The 26,478-nt window shown below is 49.0% G+C and carries 26 protein-coding genes; 11 read left to right on the top strand and 15 right to left on the bottom strand.

Translation table 11 applies throughout. The features are described 5' to 3' along the window. The first annotated feature begins 4 nt into the window (after positions 1 to 4). The 6 genes from KIH26_RS13270 (at position 5) to KIH26_RS13245 (ending at position 5,639) form a co-directional block, all read left to right on the top strand. Entirely contained in the window at positions 5 to 637 is a 633-nt protein-coding gene (locus KIH26_RS13270; RefSeq protein ID WP_349627879.1) for an LON peptidase substrate-binding domain-containing protein, read from the top strand. A 72-nt stretch (positions 638 to 709) separates the two neighbouring features. Next, positions 710 to 1,270, top strand: coding sequence for a sugar transferase (locus KIH26_RS13265; protein ID WP_213445925.1), 561 nt, complete (start codon positions 710 to 712; stop codon positions 1,268 to 1,270). Continuing rightward, positions 1,270 to 3,174: a polysaccharide biosynthesis protein gene (locus KIH26_RS13260; RefSeq protein ID WP_213445923.1), complete on the top strand. Its 1,905-nt coding sequence runs from the start codon at positions 1,270 to 1,272 to the stop codon at positions 3,172 to 3,174. Before KIH26_RS13265 ends, KIH26_RS13260 begins: the two co-directional genes overlap by 1 nt. Before the next feature lie 2 nt (positions 3,175 to 3,176). After that, entirely contained in the window at positions 3,177 to 3,953 is a 777-nt protein-coding gene (locus tag KIH26_RS13255) for a class I SAM-dependent methyltransferase (protein ID WP_213445921.1), read from the top strand. Continuing rightward, the gene (locus KIH26_RS13250; protein WP_213445919.1) at positions 3,940 to 4,977 is read left to right on the top strand and encodes a glycosyltransferase family 2 protein; all 1,038 of its coding nucleotides are present in this window, start codon (positions 3,940 to 3,942) and stop codon (positions 4,975 to 4,977) included. The genes KIH26_RS13255 and KIH26_RS13250 overlap by 14 nt, the downstream gene beginning before the upstream one ends. A gap of 8 nt (positions 4,978 to 4,985) precedes the next feature. Further along, complete coding sequence (locus tag KIH26_RS13245) at positions 4,986 to 5,639, top strand: DapH/DapD/GlmU-related protein (RefSeq protein WP_213445918.1); 654 nt, start codon at positions 4,986 to 4,988, stop codon at positions 5,637 to 5,639. On the opposite strand, the gene KIH26_RS13240 is transcribed toward KIH26_RS13245, so the two are convergent. The 12 genes from KIH26_RS13240 to KIH26_RS13185 all read right to left on the bottom strand — a co-directional run bounded on the left by KIH26_RS13240 (position 5,629) and on the right by KIH26_RS13185 (position 17,906). Further along, a complete protein-coding gene (locus KIH26_RS13240) occupies positions 5,629 to 6,642 on the bottom strand; it encodes a glycosyltransferase family 2 protein (protein ID WP_213445916.1) in 1,014 nt (337 codons plus the stop codon). The two genes, KIH26_RS13245 and KIH26_RS13240, sit on opposite strands and share 11 nt — an antisense overlap. Positions 6,643 to 6,667: 25 nt before the next feature. Further along, entirely contained in the window at positions 6,668 to 7,717 is a 1,050-nt protein-coding gene (locus KIH26_RS13235) for a glycosyltransferase family 2 protein (protein ID WP_213445914.1), read from the bottom strand. Beyond that, on the bottom strand, positions 7,710 to 9,464 hold the full coding sequence (locus tag KIH26_RS13230) for an ABC transporter ATP-binding protein (protein ID WP_213445912.1): 1,755 nt from the start codon (positions 9,462 to 9,464) through the stop codon (positions 7,710 to 7,712). Before KIH26_RS13230 ends, KIH26_RS13235 begins: the two co-directional genes overlap by 8 nt. Continuing rightward, complete coding sequence (locus KIH26_RS13225; protein ID WP_213445910.1) at positions 9,457 to 10,485, bottom strand: GDP-mannose 4,6-dehydratase; 1,029 nt, start codon at positions 10,483 to 10,485, stop codon at positions 9,457 to 9,459. The genes KIH26_RS13230 and KIH26_RS13225 overlap by 8 nt, the downstream gene beginning before the upstream one ends. Beyond that, positions 10,482 to 11,366 (bottom strand): NAD-dependent epimerase/dehydratase family protein, encoded by an 885-nt coding sequence (locus KIH26_RS13220; protein WP_213445908.1) that lies wholly within the window; start codon positions 11,364 to 11,366, stop codon positions 10,482 to 10,484. Before KIH26_RS13220 ends, KIH26_RS13225 begins: the two co-directional genes overlap by 4 nt. Then, positions 11,363 to 12,328, bottom strand: a complete 966-nt coding sequence (locus KIH26_RS13215) for an NAD-dependent epimerase/dehydratase family protein (protein WP_213445906.1) — start codon at positions 12,326 to 12,328, stop codon at positions 11,363 to 11,365. Before KIH26_RS13215 ends, KIH26_RS13220 begins: the two co-directional genes overlap by 4 nt. 3 nt (positions 12,329 to 12,331) lie before the next feature. Then, positions 12,332 to 13,255 (bottom strand): transketolase family protein, encoded by a 924-nt coding sequence (locus KIH26_RS13210; protein WP_213445904.1) that lies wholly within the window; start codon positions 13,253 to 13,255, stop codon positions 12,332 to 12,334. Continuing rightward, entirely contained in the window at positions 13,252 to 14,073 is an 822-nt protein-coding gene (locus tag KIH26_RS13205; RefSeq protein WP_249661197.1) for a transketolase, read from the bottom strand. The genes KIH26_RS13210 and KIH26_RS13205 overlap by 4 nt, the downstream gene beginning before the upstream one ends. Next, positions 14,070 to 15,392: a lipopolysaccharide biosynthesis protein RfbH gene (gene rfbH, locus KIH26_RS13200; protein ID WP_213445902.1), complete on the bottom strand. Its 1,323-nt coding sequence runs from the start codon at positions 15,390 to 15,392 to the stop codon at positions 14,070 to 14,072. The genes KIH26_RS13205 and rfbH overlap by 4 nt, the downstream gene beginning before the upstream one ends. A gap of 6 nt (positions 15,393 to 15,398) precedes the next feature. After that, positions 15,399 to 16,472 (bottom strand): CDP-glucose 4,6-dehydratase, encoded by a 1,074-nt coding sequence (rfbG, locus tag KIH26_RS13195; protein ID WP_213445900.1) that lies wholly within the window; start codon positions 16,470 to 16,472, stop codon positions 15,399 to 15,401. Next, the gene (gene rfbF / locus KIH26_RS13190; protein ID WP_213445898.1) at positions 16,469 to 17,245 is read right to left on the bottom strand and encodes a glucose-1-phosphate cytidylyltransferase; all 777 of its coding nucleotides are present in this window, start codon (positions 17,243 to 17,245) and stop codon (positions 16,469 to 16,471) included. Before rfbF ends, rfbG begins: the two co-directional genes overlap by 4 nt. Before the next feature lie 298 nt (positions 17,246 to 17,543). Next, the gene (locus KIH26_RS13185; protein WP_213445897.1) at positions 17,544 to 17,906 is read right to left on the bottom strand and encodes a MarR family EPS-associated transcriptional regulator; all 363 of its coding nucleotides are present in this window, start codon (positions 17,904 to 17,906) and stop codon (positions 17,544 to 17,546) included. A 45-nt stretch (positions 17,907 to 17,951) separates the two neighbouring features. Here KIH26_RS13185 and KIH26_RS13180 point away from each other — a divergent pair, with 45 nt between their 5' ends. The 4 genes from KIH26_RS13180 to KIH26_RS13165 all read left to right on the top strand — a co-directional run bounded on the left by KIH26_RS13180 (position 17,952) and on the right by KIH26_RS13165 (position 22,384). After that, positions 17,952 to 19,082, top strand: a complete 1,131-nt coding sequence (locus KIH26_RS13180) for a glycosyltransferase (RefSeq protein WP_249661196.1) — start codon at positions 17,952 to 17,954, stop codon at positions 19,080 to 19,082. Position 19,083: 1 nt separating this feature from the next. Continuing rightward, positions 19,084 to 20,043: a UDP-glucose 4-epimerase family protein gene (locus KIH26_RS13175; RefSeq protein WP_213445895.1), complete on the top strand. Its 960-nt coding sequence runs from the start codon at positions 19,084 to 19,086 to the stop codon at positions 20,041 to 20,043. A gap of 54 nt (positions 20,044 to 20,097) precedes the next feature. Continuing rightward, entirely contained in the window at positions 20,098 to 21,657 is a 1,560-nt protein-coding gene (lysS, locus tag KIH26_RS13170; RefSeq protein ID WP_213445893.1) for a lysine--tRNA ligase, read from the top strand. Positions 21,658 to 21,739: 82 nt separating this feature from the next. Then, complete coding sequence (locus tag KIH26_RS13165) at positions 21,740 to 22,384, top strand: hypothetical protein (protein WP_213445891.1); 645 nt, start codon at positions 21,740 to 21,742, stop codon at positions 22,382 to 22,384. A 35-nt stretch (positions 22,385 to 22,419) separates the two neighbouring features. Here KIH26_RS13165 and KIH26_RS13160 read toward each other — a convergent pair whose 3' ends face one another. The 3 genes from KIH26_RS13160 to KIH26_RS13150 are packed head-to-tail and all read right to left on the bottom strand — an operon-like array spanning position 22,420 to position 25,407. Further along, positions 22,420 to 23,586, bottom strand: coding sequence for an NAD(P)/FAD-dependent oxidoreductase (locus tag KIH26_RS13160; protein ID WP_213445889.1), 1,167 nt, complete (start codon positions 23,584 to 23,586; stop codon positions 22,420 to 22,422). Next, positions 23,587 to 24,429: an N-formylglutamate amidohydrolase gene (locus KIH26_RS13155; protein ID WP_213445887.1), complete on the bottom strand. Its 843-nt coding sequence runs from the start codon at positions 24,427 to 24,429 to the stop codon at positions 23,587 to 23,589. Positions 24,430 to 24,441: 12 nt separating this feature from the next. Further along, positions 24,442 to 25,407, bottom strand: a complete 966-nt coding sequence (locus KIH26_RS13150; RefSeq protein ID WP_213445885.1) for a tripartite tricarboxylate transporter substrate binding protein BugE — start codon at positions 25,405 to 25,407, stop codon at positions 24,442 to 24,444. A gap of 153 nt (positions 25,408 to 25,560) precedes the next feature. On the opposite strand from KIH26_RS13150, the gene KIH26_RS13145 reads away from it, so the two are divergent. Further along, positions 25,561 to 26,472, top strand: coding sequence for a LysR substrate-binding domain-containing protein (locus tag KIH26_RS13145; RefSeq protein ID WP_213445883.1), 912 nt, complete (start codon positions 25,561 to 25,563; stop codon positions 26,470 to 26,472). The last annotated feature ends 6 nt before the right edge of the window (positions 26,473 to 26,478 follow it).

Below are 26,478 nucleotides of genomic sequence, written 5' to 3'. Positions count from 1 at the left end.
GTCTGTGGTTCTCAACAACCTGCCCCTCTTCCCCTTGGGCTCGGTGCTTTTCCCGGGGTCGGTATTGCCGCTTCGAATTTTTGAAGTCCGCTATCTCGACATGATTCGCCGTTGCATCGAAAATGGCGCACCCTTTGGCATCGTCAGCCTCACCAAAGGCCACGAAGTCGTACAGCCCGGTCAAAGCGAGGCCTTTGCACAAGTGGGCACGCTCGCCACAATCACACACCATGAATCTCCTCAGCCTGGCCTGCGAGTGATTCGCTGCCTCGGTCAACAACGTTTTCGCACCTCGCGCATTGAACGACTCAAGCACGGTTTATGGGTGGCAGATGTCAGCTACCTTGCAGAAGACAACTCCATTCCTGTCCCAGAAGAATTGAGCAGCTGCCGCCGACTTTTTGAAAGTGTGCTCGCGCGCATGCCGGAAACCACACAAGTCGATCTTTTCCCAGGCCCAGCCACTGAGGCCCAACTCTCCGATTGCAGCTGGCTAGCCAACCGCTGGTGCCAGCTGCTACCGCTACCCATGGAAATGAAACAGCGTCTATTGGAACTAGACAGCCCACTGATTCGCTTAGAGCTCGTGAGCGATTTGCTAGACAAGCTGGGTATCAACTCTCAGAGTGCAACCTAATTACTATGAATTCAATAGCATTCTGCGCAGATTCTATGCCGGCGATTGAGCATTTTTGCTTAAAATAGTACTGTGAAACGCTGCTTTGATCTCATCCTAGCCCTGCTTGCTTTGGCCTTGCTCATCTGGCCAATGGTATTCATCGCTATCGCCGTACGCCTCACTTCTCCTGGGCCGGCTTTGTACTGGTCAGATCGAGTAGGCAAAGACAACACAATCTTCAAGATGCCTAAATTCCGTAGCATGCGGATCGATACCCCGGCCGTCGCTACGCATTTGCTTGACAAACCAGAAGCATGGCTCACGCCTATCGGCTCCTTCATTCGTAAAACCAGCTTAGATGAGTTGCCTCAGCTGTGGTGCATACTAAAAGGCGACATGAGTTTCGTCGGTCCTCGCCCTGCACTTTTTAATCAACATGATTTGATCGAATTGCGAACCGCGCAAGGCGTGCACAAGCTCGTCCCCGGCCTGACAGGTTGGGCGCAAATCAATGGCCGCGACGAACTCTCCATCCCCGACAAAGTCAACTTCGATACCACATACCTCAACACGCGCAGTCTTGCCTTGGACATACAAATCATCTGGCGCACTTTCCACCACGCAATTCAATCTAAGGGCGTGTCACATTAATGCAGCTCAGCAACACTCGCCGCATCAGTAGTCTGCTTGCACTGCCCCGCAATGCAAAAAAAACCATCGCCGTTTTAGCCGATTCCTCGCTTTGCGTTCTTACAGTTTGGCTCGCTATCTGCTTTCGCTTTGAAAGCTGGGTCAGCTTGTCTGGCTATCAATGGCTCGCAGTTGTAGCGTCGATAGTGTTAGCGATACCCCTGCTCACTGCGTTTGGTTTTTACCATACGGTGATCCGCTATGTTGGCCGACAGACCATCACAGCCGCTTTGCGTGCAATTGCCGTCTATGCAGTGATTTACAGCGCTATTTTTACAGTCTACGGCTTCCCGCTTGTTCCGCGCACTATCGGGGTGTTACAGCCGTTACTTCTCCTCATCGGCCTTGCACTTCTTCGCCTGATGGCTAATCAGCTCTTAACCGAGCAATCCGTATCGGTAAATCGCAGCGAACATTTGCCCAACGTACTCATCTACGGCGCTGGCAACTCTGGCCAACAACTCGCGGCATCTCTCCTAGCGAACGGGGAGAGGCAGGTGATTGGCTTCTTGGACGATAACGTCAATTTACACAAAGCTCGTATTTCTGGCATCCCAGTCTATGGGCCCAATGAATTCCTCAAACTCAGTGAGAAGTATCAAATTCATGATGTGATCCTGGCTATTCCTAGCCTATCGCGTAGTAGACGCACACAAATCATCAAACACTTTAGGCAAGAACGCGTCGCTATCCGTACTGTACCTAGTTTGACTGACTTAGCGCAAGGTAAAGTTCAGGAGAGTGATTTACGAGAGATTGCCATCGAAGATTTATTGGGGCGTGATCCAGTGGCCCCGATGACTGATCTTATGGAAAACACGATCCGGGGAAAGGTCGTTGTTGTTACAGGCGCAGGGGGCTCCATTGGCAGCGAACTGTGCAGGCAAATTGTCAAGTTCTCTCCAAAGCAACTCTTGCTACTTGAGCTCAATGAGCTCGCCCTATACAACATAACTCAAGAATTATCCGAGGCAAAAGCATTTCGCAAACTGACTATCACCCCCGTTCTCGGCAACATCCTAGATAGAGCATTTTTGCAGGCACTTTTTGCACAACATAAACCCGCGACCATCTTTCACGCGGCAGCTTATAAACACGTTCCACTCGTCGAGGCAAATTCAGCAGCCGGTTTGCGAAACAATGTCCTAGGAACTGTGACGCTCGCTGAGACAGCTCAGCAGGCGGCTGTGTGTGATATGGTCATGATAAGCACTGACAAAGCTGTTCGCCCAACGAATGTCATGGGAGCTAGCAAGCGACTGGCAGAAATTGCTCTGCATGCAATTGCACAGATCCCATCCGACTCGCCTCAGAAAACGCGCTTTTGTATCGTTAGATTTGGAAACGTCTTAGGCTCCTCTGGGTCTGTAGTTCCGTTATTCAGACAACAAATCAAGCAAGGTGGCCCGATTACATTAACCCACCCAGACATCACACGCTATTTCATGACCATACCCGAGGCTGCACAGTTGGTTCTACAAGCTGCTGGTCTGAACGCAGAGCACGCACTCTCCCGTCATGTCTACCTGCTAGATATGGGCGAGAGCGTGCGAATCATGGATCTTGCTATTGCCATGGTGCAACTCAGCGGTCTCAGTATCAAAGATGATCAACATCCAGAAGGTGACATCGCAGTAGAAATTACAGGCCTGCGACCAGGAGAAAAACTCTACGAAGAATTATTGGTTTCTGACAATGCGAAGCCTACTCGACACCCTCAAATCTTGTCGGCAGAAGATAGCGTAGAAATCGCATTTGAAAGCAGCCTAAGAAGTATCATCGACTTTTGTGAAAACCCTCGAAGTGCCGACAACATCACAGCTAAGCTTGCCGATTTCAATATTGGCTATACGCACACTCCATAACCATGACTGATCGATCATCCCCAGAACAAATTTCGCGTGAAATTTTACTGCGTTCTGAACAGATTCAAGCGAAAGATGGCAGCCAAGGACTTGATGCACTTGCTAGCCTTCATCAGTATCACCTCGCGTATACCACCGCAAACAGATTGCTACCTGAGGCTGCGAACGTTCTTGACTGGGGCGGCGGCAGCGGTCATTTTTCATTCTTCCTGAATCGATCTGGTTTTCATACAAATATCTATACATTCTCAGAGCCACAGTTTATTTGCACAGAAATCAGTAATGGTCAAATTAATTGTTGCATTGCTGAGCCAAACCAGCCCGTCCTCTTACCCTATCCGGATAACTTCTTTGATGCTGTTTTTTCAATCGGGGTGCTAGAGCACGTGCGAGAGACCGGTGGAGACGAGCGGGCATCGTTATCAGAAATTCACCGTATTCTCAAACCAAATGGTGTTTTCCTTTGCTACCATTTTCCCAGCAGCGGTAGTTGGATTGAGTGGCTCGCAGCAAAGCTTGGCCGCTATCATCATCAACATACTTACAATCATGCTCAAGTACAAAAAATCTACGACGGCATCTTCTTGATCTCCGAGCTACAACGCTATGCAGTGCTCCCGCGTAACATGCTTCGCCGTTTGCCAAAAAGTATCGCTAATCACTCTTGGTTTTGCCGCTTATTCAATTTTGTGGACAAAGTTCTCGCTAAGTGCTTACCTTGGGTCACCCAAAATTGGATGATCGTCGCTCGTAAAGTACAGGTCGATGGTAATCCCTGAACACATCACTGATACACCTCGCTTAAGCGTATGCATTCCTGCGTACGGAAGGCCAGAAGAGTATGCACTCTTATTGAAAAGTATAGAAGCGCAGACACAGTTTCCGCATGAAGTATTGATATGCGAAGACGGTTCACCACAACGTGATGCTCTGCGAGATATAACCACACAGTTTGCCTCGCGCATGCGAGTGCATGGCTTGGTAGTGCGTTTTATCGAAAATCCGATTAATCTGGGCTATGACGGGAATTTGCGCCGCTTGATCGAATTAGCCACTGGAACTCATGTTTTCTTCATTGGCAACGACGATTTCATTCTGCCCGACGGCATACAGATTGCGCAGCGTTTTTTGATGAACAATCAAGTTCTTGCCGCATCACGCAGCTTCGCGCGCTTTGACCACGATCCGCTTAAACCTATTGGATATTCCCGACAGATCGCAACAGACACCTCCATCAGCAAAGCATCACATCCAGCTGGAATTGTGATGCGTATCGGAGGATTTTTTGGTGGGCTAATTTTTGATCGTAATTGGGCGCTACAGCACTCAACTCAGCAATACGATGGCACTCTCTATTATCAAATCTATTTGTTGCTTGAAGCCTATTGCCATGGCACGATTGGCTATATGGCAACGCCAACTGTTGCAGCACGCGCTGACAATGCCCCCCTCTTTGGTAGCGCTAAGTCAGAGAAAAGTCACTTCACTCCCGGCAGATACAGCGCACAGGCAAGAGGTCGTATGTGGGAATCTATCCTCACAATAACATCTGATGTTGAGAAAAAAAATCAGGTAGCACTAATTGCGTCTATGCGAAGCGAACTAGCGGGACGAATGTCATTTCATCTGTTTGAAATGTTTGCCGGAAGATCCACTGCTGAGCAGAGACAGCTCAAGGAAGAGCTCAATCGCTTAGGTTTATTTGATCACTGGATGCCAAAAACACTTTATATTATGAATACCCTCCTCGGCTCTCACAGTGCTTGGGTCTACCAGCTTGCAAGACGCTCCATTCAACGATAAACGTCAATATGAAAAGTCTATTGCGGCAAATAAAGATCAGTTTTGAGCGCGAAACGCTACTTTTCGCGTTGCTCAAAATCTTCCGCTACGGCTTTTATCTAGTGCGTAGCCTGCCTCTACGCTGGAGCTTGGATGCCCCTGGCTTGTATATCGGTCCAAAGTTTTTACTCCTTGGTACGAAACATCTAAATATTGGTAAAAATTTTTACGCCCATTCTAATTTATGGATAGAAGCCATTCCAGAATACAAAACTCAAAAATTTTCGCCTTCGATCACTATCGGCGATAACGTGAGTATGGGCGATGCGGTACACATCAGCTGCAATAACAAAGTCAACATCGGCAATAACGTATTATTTGGCAGTAATATATTCGTAGGCGATCATCAGCATGGTTGCTATTCAGGCCCTAATCAGTCACATATTGAAATTTGCCCTGCACTCCGCCCACTAAGTATTTCACAAGGCATTGACATTGGTGACAACACTTGGATTGCCAACAACGTCGTGATTACAGGGGGAGTAACTATTGGTCGCAGCTGTATTATTGCTGCAAATAGTTTAGTAAACCAAGACTTCACAGAAGGCACTCTAGTAGCAGGCTCGCCTGCTCGTGCAATCAAGCGCTTTGATGCTGAATCCAACTCTTGGGTTAAGATTTGATCCTTGCTGCTAAGTACCGAAACCAGTTGGTCATTGTCCATACTCGATCAAGAATTTTGACCGATACAAAAAACAGAAAAGCGAGCCACTTTGGTAGCGATAGCATAGGTTTATGCACCGTCTTGTAAGCCCAACCAGAACTCCAAAGAGCCAAAGCAGACTCGTAATCCTCTGGTAGAAAGTTCTCTGACTGCTGCTCGCGACTGAACCAAATGAGACTCGGGAGGTAGGTCCAACCTAGTCTGTTCAAGATCGGCTCTAGGAGTTCGCGCCTGCCCTCTAGACTCACAACAAGGATTTCTCTTAGATTCTTGCCAAAAACAGTTAATAGCTTATAGCCACCAGTATTGCCCGATCTGGCAATGACACAAGCACGATCAACCATAGAGAACCTTCGCCCTCTACATAGTGCTTGCAAAATCCATGACATCTGAAGAAGATTCGTTTGAATCAATGTACTAGGCGCATTTAACGTACCACCAGGTGATCTCCAATGTACTCGCTTGACAACCCAAGAAGAAATAAACGTCAAATTCACATGGCAATGCGTTGCCAGCACCGCAGCATCAACGCTGATAAATCGTTGTTTAAAATTAGCAAGCTTGTACGCAGATTGCGCAAGATCTCCCGTTGTCCAATGGCTTGGTAGATAGATCAAATCAGGCTCATGATTCTGTAAGTGCGCCAATAATGGCGATAACAGGCCTTTAACCATCAAATCGTCATCCCCCAACAGCCAGAAGTATGGTGTCACGACTAGGTCTACTGCATCCATGAAATTTCGGTCAGGACCAACATTGCACGGCTGCCGAAACAGCGACATCCATGGATGAGCTTCTATAACGCTGATCACTTCAGCAGATACGCCGCCAGGCGAGGCATTGTCAGAAATGACAACGCGGATCATCTCTGCCACAGCTTCAACCTCTGCTTCTAACCAATGCAGCAAGCGCAACAGCTCAGGTTGACGCTTGTAGGTAGGAATCACAATGGTTAACAACATACTGACTTTTGAATCTGCACTTCAATCAAGTAACAATTTTTTGGGCTACTCGAGATATTAAATGAGATACAGCAAAACAGCAGATCACTAAAGCGTGCAGAATAATCGGCGACTTGTCATTCCTTCGTCTATCGAAATAACGCTTAGTAAATCTTGCCGCCATTGCGATCACTTGGAATACAGAAATCTTCTCAACGCCCATACGGTAATGGGCACAAAGCTGCTCGTTAGCCATGATCGAGCGGTAACCAACAGTTGAAACCCAAATACCACTCAAAAAAACGCTCGACTCAATTCTCACGGCATTGAATCTAGACAAGGTCAACCTGTCTAAATGTTTAGCAAACTTAATAGACATTCTAAGGCGGCTGTCTGGTGAAAAAAATGCAGTTTTAGACTTTCCGTCGGTCGTTGAGGACTTATGCTCAGTCACGCTCTTACTGACCTCTGGTTGAAACAACCCTTTTCTATAAATCAGCGCTGCTCCTTTTAACGCAAGCTCGGCGAAAACGAACTCTAGTGGGAAAAGCTCAACTTCGTCAAAACGACTAAACTTATCAGGAAAACCAATGGCCTTTAAATCCTCTGACCTAAAGAAATAACCCGTTGGATGACGCGAACGATAAGCAACAGCAAGCATTGCATCGTAGCCGGCAGGCACTGTTCTCGTGGGTCGGTCAGCATCAACGGGCAACAAACAAAAACCACAACTGATTTGTGATTCATGACGCAGCAGCTCAAGAAATTCAGTCAACTGGTTAGCCAAGAAGTAATCTTGGTCTGTACAGTAGATCACATACTTGCCCGTGCCCAAAGAAAGCGCTCGGAGCATATTAAAAAGCGCACCTTGATTTTCGCTACTGCTATAAATCTTTAATCGTGCGTCTGCAAGTTCATTGAGAACATCTAACGTATCATCTGGCGATGCATTGTTTGAGACGATGATCTCAATGTCGCTTGTGTCACAGGCTAGGATTGAGCGTACCAACCTATTGACGCTTGCAGACCTATTGAAAGTCGGAATACAAAGGCTTAGTAAAGGGGCTACGGCGGTAGCAGCAGATTTGTTATGCATTGGCAGTTTTTGAATTATTTTTATTTATAACCAACTGCCCATCTACCAACTCCACCAGCATATCGCATCGCTCAACTGTCGCTAGTCGATGGGCAACAAAAATCATTGTTAATTCCGGTCGATAGCTATACAACAATTCGACAATATCCTGCTCAGTTTGGATATCGAGTGCACTCGTCGCCTCATCAAATACCAGCACTGCTGCCCGTTTGTACAGCGCACGAGCAATCGCTAAGCGCTGCCGTTGACCACCAGACATTTGTACGCCACGCTCACCAACTGCACAACTATATGTACCCGGTAAAGCTTGGATAAATGTGTCAAGCCCTACTTGCTGACACATTTCAATCACGCGAGCTTGGTCAATAGCCCCTGGCGCCACACCGAAAGCAACATTCTCAGAAATACTAGCATCAAGTAGAAAAATACTCTGCGGCACATGCGCAACTTGACGTCTCCAACTCGCCATGACCGTTGGTGTTAGTTCAACACCGTCAATAGTGACGTGACCGCTGGTAGGAAGTTGCAAGCCTAGAACGATATCGATTAATGTGCTTTTTCCAGCTCCTGTTTTACCAATAACGCCGATCGCGACTCCTTTTGGAATGGTTAAATTAATATTGCTGAGCGTTTCTACTTCACGGTCTGGGTACTTAAAACTAACGTTAACAAGGGAAAGACTTGTTTGCATGCTCGGTAATTCAGTCACTGACTGAATCGGCTTGTTTTTTGATACTTGACGCAGTAAATCAAGCGTTTGATCGAGTGATGATCTTGCGCCTTGTAGCATTGTCCAAGACTGATAAAAGGACTGCGCTACTGGCAACAAGCGTTGAAGCCCGATAGCCATGACTGCAAGTATAGAAATCGCGGCTCCGACACCAGCTTGCTGGCTATTGACCATCACGAAAGCGAGACCAGCGATGACAAGAGTTCCCATCATCTCTAGGAGGAAACGCGGACTTTGTGCCATAAACTGATTTTGATACTGTGCTGTACGCATTCCTTTGTCAGTATTATCAAAAAGAGATATGAACGTCCCTTGAGCGGCATCCACTGCGATCTCTCGAATACCCATCAAACTCTCTTGAATGAGTTTTTGTGACCGTACCTGACTTATAGTAATCAACGCGCTGTTGCGCTGTAGCTTCGACCTCAGAGATAGTGTCAGGGCAATATAGACTGCTGCAAGTAGGCCAAGAGAAATCGTAGCGTAAGCAGGTACTATGATAACTATTACAGTAGCAATCGCGACCATTATTAAGCCAGAACTAATCATAGTTAAGCATGACAATATCACATAGAAAATGACTTCATTGATACTTGTCGTCAACACATTGATGACTTCAGAGCTGTTCCGCTGTGTGTGTGCGGAATAGTTTTCACGAACTGTACCGCTGTATGCTAGCAAGCTTAAGTCGTGACCAATTGCAAAGCAAAATTTATTGTTAGCGTAAAGCACAAGTAAACGTAGCATGCCTGATACAAGTACCAAGATGCAAAACAGTGTTGTCAACAATACGACCCATTCATGATTCGCTAAGCGAAAAATTTCCCAATCTAAATTCATAAACTGGAATTTTGCAAAGCTAGTAGGATCCAGAAGTGCTGCCAAAAACGGCACGATCATTCCTACGCTTGCAATCTCGGCCACTCCACCGACAAGCCCCAATAGAGTAAGAGCAACGAATTGGCGCTTACGTCTTCTTGGCAAATACTCGCTCAACTCTCTAAGTTTCTCAATCATCGTTTAACTCTTTGATCCACTTGAGCATAGAAGCAACACCATTGACTGTATCTACTTGTGGCGTCCAGTTGAGCATGGCTTGAGCTTTAGAGATATCAGCCACGAAAAAGCGTTGATCGCTCTTTCTAGCATCAATTTTAAAAAAACGAAGCTGGATGCCGAGCTGCTCATTCAATACTGTAAACAACTCAAGCAATGACAGACTATTTTTAATGCCGCCGCCTATGTTGAATGCATGTCCTGCCGCGTTATCTATGCTACAAACGGCAGCATCATATAGCTGCAGCATGTCCTTCACATGGAGCACATCACGAACCTGTTTGCCATTCCCGGAAATAGAAAATGGCTCCGAATCAGTACCTGATGCTTGATCAATAGCTTTTTGACAAAACCAGCCAATCCAACCTTGATCTGTAGTGGAAAACTGACGGCCACCGTACATCGAAGAGTGGCGAAAAACCAAAGTTTTTAAACCATACATCCTATGGTAGTCAAGAACGTATTGATCTGCGGCGCCTTTGGAACAGCCATACGGTGAATGAAACTCTAGTCCGACATCCTCGTTGAAGCCATCAGGGTGCTCTACACAATCATAACGCGTGTGAGACTCAAGATAATGGAATTGCTCTAAGTCTCCGTAGACTTTATTCGTTGATGAATATATAAAAGCACACTTTGGAGCATGTTTTCGCATCGCTTCCAGCACATACAAAGTTCCTGCGACGTTCGTTTGAAAATCGAGTATCGGTGACGCAAGAGAAGTAGTCATTGCGACCTGACCAGCCAGATGAAAAATGACATCGGGCTCTGCAGAAACAACAACAGATTCAACTTCGTACTGATTGCGCACATCACCATGCACAAAACGACAAGCTCCTTGCGAACGTATCCACTGAAGATTAGCACTCGAACCCAACCGGCTCAGGTTGTCCATCACCGTCACAGTGTGTCCTCGGCGAAGGCAATCAACGGCTAGATTTGAACCTAAGAAACCGCAGCCACCAGTAATCAGATAGTTCATTTTCGTTCCAAGTTTTTATATTGCAATATGACAGCTCTGACGCCAGATTCCAACGAGTGTTCACAACGCCAGCCTAAGCTGCGGAGTTTGGATGTATCTGCTTTTGAAAGCATCACTTCACCATCTCTGTAAGCCAGCGCACCAAAATCTAAGGCTGTAGAACTTTCAAACCCTGCGTGAACCAGCTCCACAAAAGAGCGCACGGGAACTGGTTTGCCACTACCGATCTCGAACTCATCAAACATTGGCTGATTTTTGAATGCTGCGTTTAGCACGCAGCGATATGCAGCGACTACATCGTCAATATAGATGAAATCGCGAAGTTGATCGCCAGGAGTCAAGGAGATCGATTGCACATTGTCGTAGCAGGATCTGAAAATAAATTCAGTGAATTTTGTTTTGTCGTCAAACGCGCCGAAAAAATGTTCTAGCTTAAGATTAATGAATCGTAGTTTCTGCTGTCGGGAAAAAAACGTTCCCCATTGAAGAAATTGATTTTTCGACAAGGAATAAAGATTCAAATATTTATCTAGTACTGTATCTGTATTGATAAAAATCTCCACCCCGTTTTCAACACCTGCATCCAACAGCCGCAACGGAAATGCAGTATTTGCATCAAAGACCTGACTAGGTGATTCGCCACCTCGGCCGTAGTTGGTGGCGGTATGAATAATCGCATCGACACCTCTGAGTGTCGCAACCAGCTTGACTTGGTCTAACTGGTCAATATCAATCAGTTCAACTCGATCTATTTGCTCTGCAATTCGATCCAGCTTCGAATTCGTTCGTTTAACGATCACAACTTCATGGTTATTTTCAAGCAAATCAATCAGCAAATGACTACCCAAAAAGCCTGTGCCCCCCGTTAATACAATCTTCATTTTGAATTGCTCGGAGCTGAGCTTGACATATGCAAAAACCTTGAGAGCTCTTGCACTACGACTTGCTCGGATGTACGTTTGGGAATATAGCCAAATGACTTAGCTCTTCTGTCAGTACTGAAATAGTTAAATTTATATGCCGCGTTTGATTCAAATTGGTCATCTTCTTTGTAGTCGACGCGCAAAGAGAAATCACGGATCAGTACTTCAAGCAAATACGTTTTTAGAATAGGTGCTGCGCTATAGACATCGATGCTAGTGTTGGATGCTGGAGAATCAATGATGGAATATACGACCTGCGCTAACTCCGTTGGCCCTATGTAGTCACGCCAAAAATCTTTACGATCAGTTGACAGAGGTGTTCGATCCATCAGAGCTTTCACAACATCCACCAGAAAGAAGGGTCTATCAGTTGGCAACCATGAACTCACATAGCCAAAAATTCGAACATCTACGATAGCCAAGTCGCTTTTTGAACGATGGCGGATCTCAGAGCTTAACTTCGCCAAACCATACCAATCCAGTTGTGATGGCATATTCAAATTTACGTGCGCGCACGTATCACTTGTGGTCGGCTCTTCAAACGCTCCGCCGTATACTGCTCCACTACTCAAGTAAATGTATTTTGTGGCGGGAAACGAGTCCAGGTAGCTCATTACTCGTTCGTCATAGTGGCGATTGATATCAAACACTTGGCTACCGATTTCCGCAATCCGGACCATGTCTGAAACACCGATCGCATTTATAACGATATCGAATTGTTTTTGCCCGAATACCTTGGGATGATGAGCCAGTTTTTCGATTTGAAACTCAGCTTTAATCCACGCGCTTAGCGCACATGGATCACGTGCATACAAGACAGTTGTAGCAAACTCATCTGGGCGATGGCGAATGAATTCCGAGATCAAGCCCTTACCGATATGACTGTTTGCGCCTAGCAGTGCAATTTGCTTACTCACCATATCTCAGCCATCCGAAAGTAGCGCTCTATCGATCTTGTTTTTCAGGCTTTCAATATCTAGACTGTGTTCGGTAAGTAGATACTCATAAGTCCCGCAGTGGGCGGAAAATCTGTGCGGACTTCCCAAACGCAGTACTCGCAGAGGTCGATGCATCGACATAACCTCGCATACCGCCGAACCCAAGCCTCCAGACTCACAATGCTCTTCGAACGTGACGATTAACTGAGCTTTGCCGACTATCTCGAGCAACTGCTGTGTAGCAAGCGGATGAATCATTGGCACACTGTAAACATCAGCATCTTGAAAGTGCGTAGCGGCGAGCTTGCTTGCTGAGGCCACCATAGATCCAGTCGCCAGAAAGACAAGTCTGCTCGACGTGTTTTCTCCTGCCTTCACTCTTTGGAGTTCACTCACGGATATAAGCTGCGAAGCATGTATATCGCCACGATCCGCTTTTCCCATTCGGATATAAAAGCTTGATGACGAGTTGTATGCAAATTGCATGCTTGCCTGCAACTCAAATCGATCTGATGGCGAGCAAATGCTGATATTCGGCACTGAACGCAAAACGGCAATGTCTTCCAGCGATTGATGACTTGTACCAAGATGACTGTAGACCAAGCCAGCGCCATCTCCAATTAAGATGACAGGCAGGCTGTCATGTGCAATATCGATTTTAATTTGCTCAACTACACGAACAGGAATAAAGGCACTAAGGCCATAGACGATAGGCCGCATACCCACTTTTGCCAATCCAGCGGCCATGCCCACCATGTTTTGCTCAGCGATTCCAGCATTGATATATTGGTTAGGCAAACGCCGGCGAAACTCATCAAACAACGCATAGCCGTGATCTCCGGTGAGTAATACGACACGCTCATCTTCTGCGGCTAACTTAATCAGCGTATCAGAGAACGCCTGTCTCATGTGCTGCTCCCAGCGATCTCTTGAATCGCTCTTTGATAGCTGGCAGCATCCAAGCGTGAGTAATGCCAGCGATTATCGTTTTCCATGAAAGAAACGCCCTTACCTTTGACGGTGCGCGCAATCAGCGCTTTCGGACGACTATCAGTGCTTTCAAGTAGTGCCGTGAGGGCCACACTCAGCTCAGTCATGGAATGGCCGTCTGCCTCTACAGCCTCAAAACCAAAAGCCTTGAACTTGTCCGCAATACTGTCAAGCCTGAGGACTTCAGCAGTTTTGCCCATGGCTTGGAAACCATTTTCGTCTACGATCACAACAAAATTTTTAAGCGCGTGGTGGCTAGCAAACAAAGCACCCTCCCAGATCGGGCCTTCGTTGATTTCCCCATCGCCAACGATCACATAGGTTTTCTGATCCGTTTTTTTCCGATGGGCACCAAGTGCCATACCCAAGCCAACTGAAAATCCATGCCCCAGTGACCCTGATGTAACTTCAAGGCCAGCTATTCGCGAGTCTGATAAACCTTTGAGGTGACTCCCATCTGAAAAGTAACCCGCAATATCTTGGTCTGTCAACCAGCCACGTTCGCGCATACAGGCATACTGCGCCATCACACCATGACCTTTGCTGAGTATCAAATAATCGCGCATTGGATGCTGAGGTTGATTTTCTGGATAGCGTAAAAATCGTTGATGCAAAACGGCGAGCACTTCAATGATGGAGAACGCACACCCGATGTGCACGGTCGATCCAGCGTATGCCATATCTAGCACTGTCTTGCGCAACCGATTGCAGTCAAAGTTAAACACGTTGGCGCTCAAAAACTTACGCCCAAGTACGACTCAATGTGCCGTGCAGCATACTCGAGCATCTCTTGCGATAAACCTGGATAGACACCGATCCAAAACGTATTGTTCATCACAATGTCGGTATTGGTCAAATCGCCACTGACACGATAATTACGCCCTAGCATATAGGGCTGGCGAGTAAGATTTCCCGCAAAGAGCAAGCGAGTACCGATTTTTTGTTGATCTAAATAGGTCAGCAGATCGACGCGGCTTACTGGGGAGTTATCGCGCAAAGTTAAAGGGAAACCGAACCAAGACGGATCGCTACCATGCGTCGCTTCGGGCAAGATCAAAAACTCTTCGCATGCAGCTAAACGCTCGCGTAGCCAACTGAAATTTTTACGACGCTGTGCAATGAAATCGGATAAGCGATCCATCTGTGCTAAACCACAAGCTGCCTGCATATCTGTGATTTTGAGGTTGTAACCGAGATGGCTATAGGTGTACTTGTGGTCATAGCCCTCTGGTAATGTGCCGAGTTGCCAGCAAAAACGTTTTCCACAAGTGTTGTCTTTACCGGGTGGGCAATAGCAATCACGCCCCCAATCTCTAAAACTCTCGGCAATAGCCTTGAGCTCAGGTTGATTGGTAAACACGGCCCCACCCTCACCCATCGTAATATGGTGTGCAGGATAAAAACTCAATGTGCCAATATCACCAAAAGTACCGACCTTCTGACCTGCGTATGTTGCACCAAGAGCATCGCAACAATCCTCAATCAGCCACAAACCATACTTTTTACACAAGGCACTGATGACTTCGAGATTAAAAGGATTGCCCAAAGTGTGTGCAAGCATAATCGCTTTGGTTTTTGGTGTAATTGCAGCTTCGATCTTCGTTGCATCAATGTTGTAAGTGGCCAACTCGACGTCAATGAATACAGGCACTGCACCAAACTGAATAATCGGATTAACCGTTGTTGGGAAACCAGCAGCTACGCCGATGACCTCATCCCCCGGTTTGATTGCTCGATCCCCTAATTTGTCAGATGTGAGAGTTGAAAATGCAACCAAGTTTGCTGATGATCCAGAATTGACAGTGATCAGATATTTAACGCCGATGAAATCAGCAAGGCGTTTTTCGAACTCGTCATTGAAGCGCCCGGTGGTCAACCAACCATCCAGAGAAGCCTCTACCATCAACTCCAACTCTTTAGCACCAATCACTTTACCCGAAGGCGGGATCAGGCTCATGCCAGGCATAAAGACTGGCTTGCGTAGCGTCTCATTGGCGAATTCTTGTACCAACGCCGAAATTTGTTGGCGCAGCTGCGCTGATTTTGTGGTTTCCATAGAGTATTAGCTCAAATCATTGAATTGTTGAATTTGCGACAGGCACATCGCTTTACAGTCTTGCCCTGCCATGAAAGCTTTGCTCCAAACAATCGTCAAATCAAGAGCTTGCAAGAGATGCATGCGTGGCTTCCATCGTAATAATTGCGCGGCTTTAGAGATATCTAGCTTCAGGTATTTGGCCTCATGGGGTTGAACTTCGCTATTCTTTGTCCAACTCGCATCTGCGGACCACAGTCGAGCCATATTCTCAACGATCCATTGCACGCTTTGAGCGTCTTCGTCTCGCGGGCCAAAATTCCAAGCCTCAGCGAACTTCTCGCCTTCTTCGGAATACAACGCTTCAGCAAGCATCAAATAGCCAGACAAGGGCTCAAGGACGTGTTGCCAGGGCCGAATGGCATTCGGAAAGCGGATTTCAACTGGGTTGTTCGCTGCGAATGCTGCTAGCGTGTCTGGAATTAAGCGATCCTTGGACCAATCTCCACCGCCGATAACATTTCCAGCTCTCGCAGAAGCCAAGCGAACAGAGCGACCACCAGACACAGAATCAGAAAAAAAGGAACGCCTATAACTTGACGTCACAATTTCAGAACATGCTTTGCTGCTACTGTAGGGATCGTGCCCACCCAAAGGTTCGTTTTCTCGATACCCCCATACCCACTCCTTATTTTCATAGCACTTGTCAGTGGTCACGTTAACCACCGCCTTCACAAACGGTAGAAGGCGCACAGCCTCCAGCAGATTCACTGTGCCCATGACATTCGTGCTATAGGTGTTCACCGGATCTGTGTAAGAGTCTCGCACCAAAGGCTGCGCAGCCATGTGGAAAACAATTTCTGCTTGGCTCTGCTCCAGAGCTCGCATCAACGAAACAGCATCACGCACATCACCAATGACCGAAGTCATACCCGAGCCTACATTAGCTTGCTCAAATAAACTCATTGACGTCGGCGGACTCAGCGCATAGCCTGTGACTTTCGCTCCAAGCTGCTGAAGCCATAGACTCATCCAGCTGCCTTTGAAACCTGTATGCCCAGTTATAAACACGCGCTTGTCGCGCCAAAAATCGCGCATCATGACCAAGCCTTCCAAGGTGCCTGATTGCTAGACCAGAGCTCTTCTAGCAAGGTCTTGTCTCGTAAGGTGTCCATGGGCTGCCAGAAGCCTGAATGCTGATATGCCATAAGCTCCCCGCTTTGGGCCAGTCTTTCTAAAGGAAGCCTTTCCCAGATGGTTTTATCATCATCTATCAATTCAAGCACTTTTGGCGACAAGACGAAAAAGCCGCCATTGATCATTGCGCCATCACCTTTTGGTTTTTCTTCAAAAGATTTGACCATGGCACCATCATCAATATCAAGGGCGCCAAAGCGACCAGGAGGGTAAACAGCAGTGAGCGTCGCCTGCTTGCCGTGCTTAGAATGAAACGCGAGTAGCGCTGTGATGTCGACGCTTGATACACCATCACCATATGTAAAGCAGAAGTCTTCCGAATCCTTCAGATATTTGCTCACACGCTTTAAGCGTCCGCCTGTCATCGTATTCTCACCTGTGTCTACCAGCGTCACACGCCAAGGTTCAGCGTGCCTTTGGTGCACTTCCATTTTGTTTTCTGACATATCAAACGTGACGTCTGACATATGCAAAAAATAGTTGGCGAAATACTCTTTGATAACGTAGCCTTTGTAGCCACAGCAAATGATGAAATCGTGAATGCCGTGGTGTGAGTACATCTTCATGATGTGCCAGAGAACAGGCTTGCCGCCGATCTCTATCATCGGCTTCGGTTTCAGATGCGTTTCCTCGGAAATACGCGTGCCTAAACCTCCAGCCAAAATGACGGCCTTCATACTGCCACCTGCTTTCCGAATAAATTCAGAGAATTTGAAAGGGCTAACTCCAAACTTTTAGAAGGCTTCTTTTGCCTCCCGGCCTTACTGGCCCTGATATGGTCGCTTTTGACTCTGCGCCCCTGAGGTAAGCCACCGTCGCTACACCAAAGCATGGCACCCGGCTCTCCAAAGCTTGATTTCAAATGCGATCCCAGCAACCTCGCATCGAACCAAAGAATCTGTAGCAACTGACCAATCAACTGACAAAGGCTGTGCATGCCAGATGCCTCGAAGAGGGTCGCAATGATTACTTGCATCATAAGGATTGATTCCCAGGAAGTAATATGGAATTGTCTTGCTCAGCTTGCGCTTTCAATGCAGCAATCTCATGACTCAAGCGCTCGTATTCCTGTTGCTTGACTTGCAGGAACTCGATGGTTAGCTCTGCACGCGCAGCAATTCCTGCGGGTGTGAGCACGTAGGCGTAAGCGAGTTTGTTTTTGCTGTTCTTGAAGTTTTGAGCCTTCAAAAAGCCTTTGGCTAACAGCATCTTCAAACAATAATTCACTTTACCCAGGCTCACTCCGAGCTCGCTGGCCAACTCGCGTTGGTTGAGCTTAGGCTGCCGCGCCAGCAATTGCAAGGCGCGCAAATCTGTTTCTAGAGCGGATGTGTTCATGTATTGAACAGATGCTACCATAAGCAAGGTTTAAAAATCAAATTTATGTTGCGCGTACTTTGTTTTGGTCGTTTTTTTGACGATATTCCCGGCGGCATGCAAACGCATGTGGATCATTTGTTTCGCGCCATGAAAAATCATGTGGAGTACGTCCATTTGGTGCCCAGCAGAGACACGCAAGCCTTCAAGGGAAGCCTGCATGGCTACCCGCTGATTCGTACGCCCAGCTGGAATGTTGACGGTTCCTTGTGTTTGTCACCAGGGTTGATTAGCACAGCACGGCAACTACACCAGCAAAAACCTTTTGATCTGGTCCATTTGCATTTTCCCGATCCAATGTCGCATTTGGCATCATGGGCCGTGCCAAAGAATATTCCACGAGTGATCACATGGCATGCAGACATCATTCGCCAGAAATTGATGCTTCTGGGCTATCGCCCGTTTCAGAATGCAGCATTGCGCAACGCCAAAGGCATCATTGCAGCCACGCCCGCACACATCAAAAGCTCCTCCGAGCTGACTGCGCCTCATCTACAGCAAAAATTGCATGTGGTGCCTTTTGGTTTTGATCTGGCACATTACGCACTTCCGCTCGAACAGTGCACGCGGATACGCAACACTTATCCGGGCAATATCATCTTCGCTCTGGGGCGTCATGTGCATTACAAAGGCTTCGATGTGCTCATCAAGGCCATGGCGCAATTGCCGCACGATACTCAGCTGATCATAGGCGGCGAAGGGCCTTTGAGCGATGCTTGGAAAGCCTTGGCGACACAAAGCGCCAGCAAAGACAGAATTCACTTTGTAGGCAAGATTTCCGATCAAGATTTACCAGCCTATTTCCAAGCCTGCGATGTATTTTGCTTACCCGCAGTCAATCAAGCAGAAGCTTTTGGCATTGTGCAAGTCGAGGCCTTTGCTTGCGCCAAGCCCGTGGTGAGCACGCGTTTGAACAATGGTGTGGATTTTGTGAACCAAGACGGGATCACGGGCTACAGCGTGACGCCCAGCAGTGTGGATGATTTGGCGCAAGCTCTGAATCGCTTGCTGGCCGATCCAGCCCTGCGTCAGCGCTTGGGTGCGCAGGCTTTGCAGCGTGCCCAGCAGGAGTTTTCGCTGGATGCATTGCGCACCAAAACCCTGGCCGTGTATGACCAAGCTGTGAGTAAGCGCTAAGATGAAACTGCTGGTCACTGGCGCGAGCGGCTTTGTTGGTCAAGCGCTCTGCCAGCACTTGGCTGGCTTGCAACATGAGGTTCTGGCGCAATCGCGTCAAGCGAGCTCACTATCAAAAGATGAGCATCTTGCGCAGTATTTATGCCGTCTACATGCCGATTTGGCTCAAATTATTGAGAACACATCACACCTGCAAGGCATAGAGGCTGTTGTTCACTGCGCAGCACGTGTACATCAAGTGAACGAAGCCAACCCCCATCCGCTGGCTGCTTATCGCGAGATCAACACGCAAGCCACGCTGGATTTGGCCCACGCAGCCGCCCGCGCTGGCGTGCGCCGTTTTGTTTTTCTGAGCTCGGTCAAGGTCAATGGCGAATACACATTGCCTGGGCAAGCCTTTCGCGCTGATCAGGCCCAGCCGCAAGATCCGTATGGCATCAGCAAATGGGAAGCAGAGCAAGGCTTGCAAGAGATAGCGGCCAAGACGGGGATGCAATTCGTGATCATTCGCCCGCCCTTGGTTTATGGCCCTGGCGTCAAAGCGAATTTCTTGACGATGATGCAATGGCTCAATCGCGGTATTCCGCTGCCTCTGGGCGCCATCAACAATCGGCGCAGTTTGGTGGCCTTGCCGAATTTCGTGGACTTCATTGCCTTATGCCTCACCCATCCTAAGGCCGCGAACCAGACGTTTTTGATCAGCGATCAACAAGATGTGAGCACCACCGAGCTGCTGCAAGGCTTAGGCGCTGCGCTCAAGCGCCCTGCACGGCTGACTCCCGTGCCTCAAAGCCTTTTAGAGCTGAGTCTGAAGGCGCTGGGCAAAGGCGGCATGGCGCAGCGTTTGTGCGGGGATTTGACGGTGGATTCAAACCCGGCCACTCAATTGCTGGGCTGGAAGCCGCCTTTTACCGTGCAACAAGGCTTGCAGCTCACAGCGGATCATTTCCTCAGGCCTTAAAATCTAGGGCTTTGCCGCGCATATTTGAGCGAGCGGCTTTATTTTTTAGCAATCATGAGCGATAACAATACCCCACTCGACGAAAACCAACTCATCGCCGAGCGCCGCAGCAAGCTCGCAGCCATTCGAAGCCAAGGCATTGCCTTCCCGAATCATTTCAAGCCTCAGCACAAGGCACATGATCTGCATTCGCAGTACGACAAGCAAGAAATGCCCGGTATGGCTGAGGCGGCAATTGCTGTGGTCGTTGCAGGCCGCATGATGCTCAAACGCGTGATGGGCAAAGCCAGCTTTGCCACGATTCAAGATGGCTCAAGCTCCATCGTGAGCGAAGGCATCGCCGTAGATAACCCCAGCCGCATTCAGCTCTATGTGAGTAAAGATTTCGTGCCAGAAGCAGATTACGAAGCCTTCAAACACTGGGATTTGGGCGATATCGTAGGCGCTGAAGGCAAGCTCTTCAAAACCAAAACTGGCGAGCTCTCAGTTCTGGTGACCAAAATCCAACTGCTCACCAAAAACTTGCGCCCCCTGCCCGATAAATTCCACGGCGTGGCCGATCAAGAGGTGAAGTATCGCCAGCGTTATGTCGATCTAATTACAGACGAAGTCGCCCGAGAGCGCTTCCGTGCTCGCAGCAAGGGCGTGAGCAGCATTCGCAATTTCATGATCGAGCATGGCTTTTTAGAAGTCGAAACGCCGATGCTCCACCCCATCCCCGGCGGTGCGAATGCCAAGCCATTCACCACGCACCACAACGCGCTCGATCAAGAAATGTTTCTTCGTATCGCGCCCGAGCTGTATTTAAAGCGCCTGGTGGTGGGCGGCTTTGAGCGCGTGTTTGAGATCAACCGCAATTTCCGCAACGAAGGCATCTCGGTGCGCCACAACCCCGAATTCACCATGATGGAGTTTTATGCGGCGTATTGGAATCATCATGATTTGATGGATTTCACCGAAAAGCTGATTCGCGATGTGGCTGTGAAAGCTACTGGCAGCACCACCTTGCCTTACCAGCTTGGCACAACCATGCACAGCATTGACTTGGCCAAGCCTTTCGCACGCCTGTCCATCCGAGATGCTATCGTCAAGCACACCGAAGCTGGCGAAGCCGGTGCTGATGATCGCACTTGGCTCACCAATGCACTCAAGAAGCTTGGCAAAAAAGAAGCTGAAGACAAGCTCTCCACCCGCAGCATCGCCAGCTTGCAAGTGATGTATTTTGAAGAAGTCGTCGAAGAAAAGCTGATCGAGCCCACCTTTATCTGCAATCACCCCACCGAAATTTCGCCGCTTGCAAGAGCCAGCGACACCGACCCGACCATCACCGAGCGCTTTGAGCTCTACATCACAGGCCGCGAATTCGGCAACGGTTTTTCTGAGCTCAATGATGCCGAAGAACAAGCCGCGCGCTTCCAAGCGCAGGTGAATGCGAAAGATGCAGGTGACGATGAAGCCATGTATTACGACCACGATTTCGTGCGCGCCCTGGAATACGGCATGCCACCCACTGGCGGCTGCGGTATCGGTATTGATCGCTTGATGATGCTGCTCACCAACAGCCCCAGCATCCGTGATGTGATCTTGTTCCCTGCGTTGCGCCGAGAGGTTTAAGGCTAAAGGAGGCTAATTTTTAAGAGGAATCGGTTCCTAGCCCAATGATTATTTGCGCGAACAGCTACTGAATTGATAGCAAATGTCGTTCTACAAAAAGATCATCGTCGGCGTGATTATTCTGCTCACCCACGTTGTATTAACGGTATTTGTGCTGTCGAGTAATCTAGGATCTGGACTGTATCCTGTAGATGCTGATTCCATCAGTATCACCATATTTCAGACTGGCGCAATTGCCCTTTTGATGTTCATTGGCTTGCTGTTCGTAACGCTTAATGTCAAAACGAATCGATGGATCGGCGCGTTGTTGCTAATATTACGCACCCTCGCCGTGGGGTTGCCTTTGATTGGCATACTGGATTGGCTTGATCGCGATCATGCTTTGATCTCGCTGTCGTATGCTGGAATGCTGCTGTACTTTATATTTCTTCTGATTCAAAACGAGAGAACAAGCGCGGAAAAGCCACTCATTTATCGTGCGATTTTCTATCCGCTGGTTTTGGCGTTTCATGCGATTGCTTTTGGAACGAATTTTGGCAATTTTTATCACGGCGGCACAGGAATGGAGTTCATCGCTTTGCAGTCCGTCGCTGTTTTGACTGTTTACTGCGGCTTGCGATTCATCGCAAAAGTCAGCCAGAAGGAGCGAGTCCTGGTTGGCTTGCTAAGTATCATTCCCATGCTGTCCATGGGATGGGTAGTTTTGACCGAATTTACAGTCATGTAGGCCTGTGGTTCTTATTCGAATTGTGCAAGCAGCTACTATTTTTGTAGCATCTCCGCAACATATTCACCTATCGCCAAAGCGCTCGTCAAGCCAGGCGATTCGATACCAAAGAGATTCACCAAGCCTGAGATGCCATGCACGCTCTGGCCTTGAATCAAAAAATCTGCGGCTGGATCTTGCTTTGAGACGATTTTCGGGCGCACGCCGCTGTAGCTCGGTGTGAGCTGCCCATCGCGCAGACCAGGCCAGTATTTGCGCACCTCGGCATAAAAGGCATCTGCGCGGCGCGGGTCAACGCTGTAATCTATTTCCTCCGGATTCGTGATGCCATCGAGCCACTCCACATCTGGGCCAAATTTCGCTTGACCTCCTAAATCGACAGTGATGTGAACACCTAAACCAGCCGCACTCGGGATGGGGTAGATCAAATGCCTGAAAGGTGATTTGCCGCTGAGTGAATAATAATTGCCCTTCGCATAGTGCGCCTGTGGAATATGCGCCGCATTCAAGCCTTGCATGCGCTGCGCGAGTTGGGGTGCGTAAAGGCCTGCTGCATTGATGAGCTGCTTGAAGCCGAGTTCAATGCTTTCTCCATTCACTCCTGATTCAATAGCACTCTGCGCAGATAGTACGCCGGCGAATGGCCGATTTTGATCTAAATTTTGATCAAAAAACTGAATGCCATTCACCTCCGTAGCCAACGCAAGCATGCCACCTGCATTTTCCAGATCACCCTGCAGAGCCGTCATCAGATCGTGGCTGCTCACGATGCCTGTGGTGGGCGAGTGCAGCGCTGCAATGCATTCAAGCTCGGGCTCCAAGGCTCTGGCTTGCTCGCGGGTGAGGCGCTGAACAGGAACGCCATTGGCCACGGCCTGTGCTTCAATCTGCGCGAGCTTCGGCAATTGCAATGCACTCGTTGCCACGATCAATTTGCCGCATTGTTGCATCGGCAAACCACGCTCTGCGCAATAAGCATAGAGCATCTCTTTGCCACGCACGCAGAGCTTAGCTTTGAGCGAGCTTGTAGGGTAATACAAGCCGCCATGCACAACTTCACTGTTACGTGAGCTGACGCCTTGGCCAATCGCTTTTTCTTTCTCGATCACCATCACCTCGCGCCCTGTGAGCGCAATCGCACGCGCGACCGCGAGGCCAACCACACCTGCGCCGATGACGAGGGTATCAACCTGATCCATCATTTATCTCGGATCGAAAGATTGCAAGGCGAGTACAAGCTGCTTCAAGTGATCACGTAGTGACGCAAAGCCTTCGGTGATCTCTAGCGTCTTCTCGTTCATGTAGAGGCCGCGATTGATCTCAATTTGCACACTATGCCGATGCTTCGCTGGCTCACCATAGCGGCGCACCAGCTCCACGCCTTTGTAGGGGTGATTGAGCGCCACGCCATAGCCCATGTTCACGAGTTGCGCCTGAATGAAGAGCAACACCGCTTCGCTCGATGTGCTGTGATCTCGATTGCCGAGCACGAAATCCGGATGCTTGATCCCCGGAAAATCTGTGGCATGGCTGCCTGCCACTTCGGGCATGCTGTGGCAATTGATATGCAAGCTATAGCCATGCCGCTGATGTGCAGCATCAATCGCTGCTTTCACAGCAGCGTGATATGGCTTCCAGCAGAGATCAATGCGCTGCTCCACTTCTTTGACGCTGAGCTGCCGCGAATACAAAGGTTCGCCCTCATCGGTCGCACGCCAAATCAAGCCTTTGCCCAAACGCCGCTTGGAGAGCACATACGGATCGCTCATCTCCAGCTCATGCGGCCAAGAGCCATCCAGCATATCTGGGTCAACTTCTGTGAGATTGCGGTTCGCATCCAAATAGCTGCGCGGAAAATGCGCTTCAATCCAAGCGCAACCCAGCTCACTAGCGAAGCTGTAGAGTTTTTCCACATGCGTGTCTTCCGCAGAGCGCAGGCGAGCCAGATCGCAGGCGAAGCCGAAATCAGGTGGATAGAAAGTGCCGCTGTGCGGCGAGTCGAGCACCAGAGGCGAGCTGCCCCCGTGCGTAGTCACAAAATGCATAAATTCCTAAGTTCAGTCGAGAGCTATTTTCGCAAACTTGGCGATACGCTGCATTTTGTCGATTTCTTTCTTGATTTGCACAGCAAATTCTTCGGGCTTAGAGTCTGAAGCGAAGAGGCCTTGCCCTTTGAGCTTTTCGACCAAGGCAGTATCTTTCAAAGCTGTGCTCACTGCTTGTTGAATGCGACTCACTATTGGCAATGGTGTGCCAGCAGGTGCGACCAAGCCAAACCAGGAAGCATCGTTATTCGCAAACAGTGTCTTCTCGCCATAGGTAGGAATCTCTTTGAGCACATCCAAGCGAGAGCCCCAAGCCACAGCGAGAGCCTTCAAACGCCCACCTTGGATATGTGGCAAAGAAGAAGCCACCTGATCAAAATACACCTGCACTTGCCCGCCAATCACATCAGTAATCGCCGGGCCTGCGCCACGATAGGGGATATGCACCATGAAGGTATTGGTGGTGCTCTTGAACAGCTCGCCCCACATATGGCCAATCGTGCCATTGCCCGGCGAGGCATAGCTCACTTTGCCTGGATTGGCTTTGAGGTATTTGATGAATTCATCCAGGCTGTTCACTGGTAATTTGCTGTTGACCACGAGCACGCCAGGTGCTTTAACCAGCTCAGTCACAGGTGCGAAATCTTTGATCGGGTCATAAGGCAATTTTTTATACACCGCCGGGTTCACACCATGCGTGGAGAGCGTGGCCACGCCCAGCGTCATGCCATCTGGCGTGGCCTTGGCCACTTCACTCATGCCAACCGAGCCGCCTGCGCCCGCCTTGTTTTCCACGATCACGGAAAGCCCAAGCGCTTTGCCCAAAGGCTCTTGCAAAGCGCGTGCTGTGATGTCCGTTGCGCCGCCAGGCGGGAATGGAACAACCAAACGCAAAGGCTTGGCTTGCGCCATCAAAGAGCCCACACCTAGACTCACTACCGAGCCCGTTGCTAAATTCAAAACATGCCTGCGCTTCATGAAATTCACCTCTTAAAAATGTGATGGGCGAATTCTTTCCAATACAAGATGTTTTGAAAAGCGAAAGATACGCCGCAAAACATTCCTAGGTAGACTGATTTTCTACGGGTTTACCCGAAACGTATCTCTGCTTTCAGAGGGCAATATAGAGCGATGACGCTTCGCAAACTCCATCCACCCACGCACCTCCTGCGAGCCTTCATCATGACTGCACGGCATGACAGTATCTCCCGCGCTGCCGAAGCTTTGCATCTCACGCAGAGCGCAGTGAGCAAGCAAATCTTGGAGCTGGAAGGCAGCCTAGGCGTGGCACTCTTTGAGCGTGTACGCAAGCGCTTGGTGCTCACACCTGCCGGTGCGCGCTACGAAGCGGCTGTGCGCCCGCTGCTCGCGCAGCTTGAAGCAGCCACACTCGATGTGATCACCAGCGGCGATGGTGGTGGTGCATTGCATATCTCTTGCTTGCCCACATTTGCCGCCAAATGGCTGATCCCGCGCTTGCCAGAGTTTCAAAAGCTGCATCCGCAAATCGCGTTGCATTTCGTGCCCAGTAATCAGGGCTACACCTTTGACCGTCCAGACCTTGATTGCTCGATTCTTTTTGGCCAAGGCCATTGGCCAGGTGCCGTGGCGCATTACCTCACTGGCCGAGAGGTCGTGCTCATCGCGCCACCTTCGCCAAAATCCAAACCACTTCTGCGCAAGCCGCACGAGATCACCAAGTTCGCCTTGCTTCAACACACCAGCGTGCCGCAGGCGTGGGTGCATTGGTGCGAAGCGCATGGCGTCAAAGGTATCAATCCCCTCGCCGGCCCGCAGCTCGATCAATTCCACAGCCTCATCCGCGCCGTGATGGCGGGTATGGGCTTAGCGCTCGTGCCGCGCTGCTTGGTGCAAGACGATGTGGCCACCGGCTTGGTGTCTGCTCCGCTAGATGATGGTTATATGGACGATAGCGGTTATTACCTGTGCTATCCCGAATCCAAAGCGCAGCTCGCGCCTCTGCTGAGTTTCAATGAATGGCTCAAGAAAGCCATTTCCTCCTCAGAATTTAAAGCGAATTAAGCCTTT

It is taken from the genome of Variovorax sp. PCZ-1 (assembly GCF_018413605.1).
Taxonomy (GTDB): Bacteria; Pseudomonadota; Gammaproteobacteria; order Burkholderiales; family Burkholderiaceae_C; genus JANMDU01.
The sequence above is the reverse complement of the archived record's forward strand: the minus strand, read 5'-3'. Positions and strand labels throughout refer to the sequence as shown.

Bases quoted from the DNA above. Each gene is read 5' to 3' on its own strand.
- KIH26_RS13260 (WP_213445923.1), top strand. From the start codon at position 1,270: ATGCAGCTCAGCAACACTCGCCGCATCAGTAGTCTGCTTGCACTGCCC.
- KIH26_RS13255 (WP_213445921.1), top strand. From the start codon at position 3,177: ATGACTGATCGATCATCCCCAGAACAAATTTCGCGTGAAATTTTACTG.
- KIH26_RS13250 (WP_213445919.1), top strand. From the start codon at position 3,940: ATGGTAATCCCTGAACACATCACTGATACACCTCGCTTAAGCGTATGC.
- KIH26_RS13245 (WP_213445918.1), top strand. From the start codon at position 4,986: ATGAAAAGTCTATTGCGGCAAATAAAGATCAGTTTTGAGCGCGAAACG.
- KIH26_RS13240 (WP_213445916.1), bottom strand. From the start codon at position 6,642: ATGTTGTTAACCATTGTGATTCCTACCTACAAGCGTCAACCTGAGCTG.
- KIH26_RS13235 (WP_213445914.1), bottom strand. From the start codon at position 7,717: ATGCATAACAAATCTGCTGCTACCGCCGTAGCCCCTTTACTAAGCCTT.
- KIH26_RS13230 (WP_213445912.1), bottom strand. From the start codon at position 9,464: ATGATTGAGAAACTTAGAGAGTTGAGCGAGTATTTGCCAAGAAGACGT.
- KIH26_RS13225 (WP_213445910.1), bottom strand. From the start codon at position 10,485: ATGAACTATCTGATTACTGGTGGCTGCGGTTTCTTAGGTTCAAATCTA.
- KIH26_RS13220 (WP_213445908.1), bottom strand. From the start codon at position 11,366: ATGAAGATTGTATTAACGGGGGGCACAGGCTTTTTGGGTAGTCATTTG.
- KIH26_RS13215 (WP_213445906.1), bottom strand. From the start codon at position 12,328: ATGGTGAGTAAGCAAATTGCACTGCTAGGCGCAAACAGTCATATCGGT.
- KIH26_RS13210 (WP_213445904.1), bottom strand. From the start codon at position 13,255: ATGAGACAGGCGTTCTCTGATACGCTGATTAAGTTAGCCGCAGAAGAT.
- rfbH (WP_213445902.1), bottom strand. From the start codon at position 15,392: ATGGAAACCACAAAATCAGCGCAGCTGCGCCAACAAATTTCGGCGTTG.
- rfbG (WP_213445900.1), bottom strand. From the start codon at position 16,472: ATGATGCGCGATTTTTGGCGCGACAAGCGCGTGTTTATAACTGGGCAT.
- rfbF (WP_213445898.1), bottom strand. From the start codon at position 17,245: ATGAAGGCCGTCATTTTGGCTGGAGGTTTAGGCACGCGTATTTCCGAG.
- KIH26_RS13185 (WP_213445897.1), bottom strand. From the start codon at position 17,906: ATGAACACATCCGCTCTAGAAACAGATTTGCGCGCCTTGCAATTGCTG.
- KIH26_RS13180 (WP_249661196.1), top strand. From the start codon at position 17,952: ATGTTGCGCGTACTTTGTTTTGGTCGTTTTTTTGACGATATTCCCGGC.
- KIH26_RS13175 (WP_213445895.1), top strand. From the start codon at position 19,084: ATGAAACTGCTGGTCACTGGCGCGAGCGGCTTTGTTGGTCAAGCGCTC.
- lysS (WP_213445893.1), top strand. From the start codon at position 20,098: ATGAGCGATAACAATACCCCACTCGACGAAAACCAACTCATCGCCGAG.
- KIH26_RS13165 (WP_213445891.1), top strand. From the start codon at position 21,740: ATGTCGTTCTACAAAAAGATCATCGTCGGCGTGATTATTCTGCTCACC.
- KIH26_RS13160 (WP_213445889.1), bottom strand. From the start codon at position 23,586: ATGATGGATCAGGTTGATACCCTCGTCATCGGCGCAGGTGTGGTTGGC.
- KIH26_RS13155 (WP_213445887.1), bottom strand. From the start codon at position 24,429: ATGCATTTTGTGACTACGCACGGGGGCAGCTCGCCTCTGGTGCTCGAC.
- KIH26_RS13150 (WP_213445885.1), bottom strand. From the start codon at position 25,407: ATGAAGCGCAGGCATGTTTTGAATTTAGCAACGGGCTCGGTAGTGAGT.
- KIH26_RS13145 (WP_213445883.1), top strand. From the start codon at position 25,561: ATGACGCTTCGCAAACTCCATCCACCCACGCACCTCCTGCGAGCCTTC.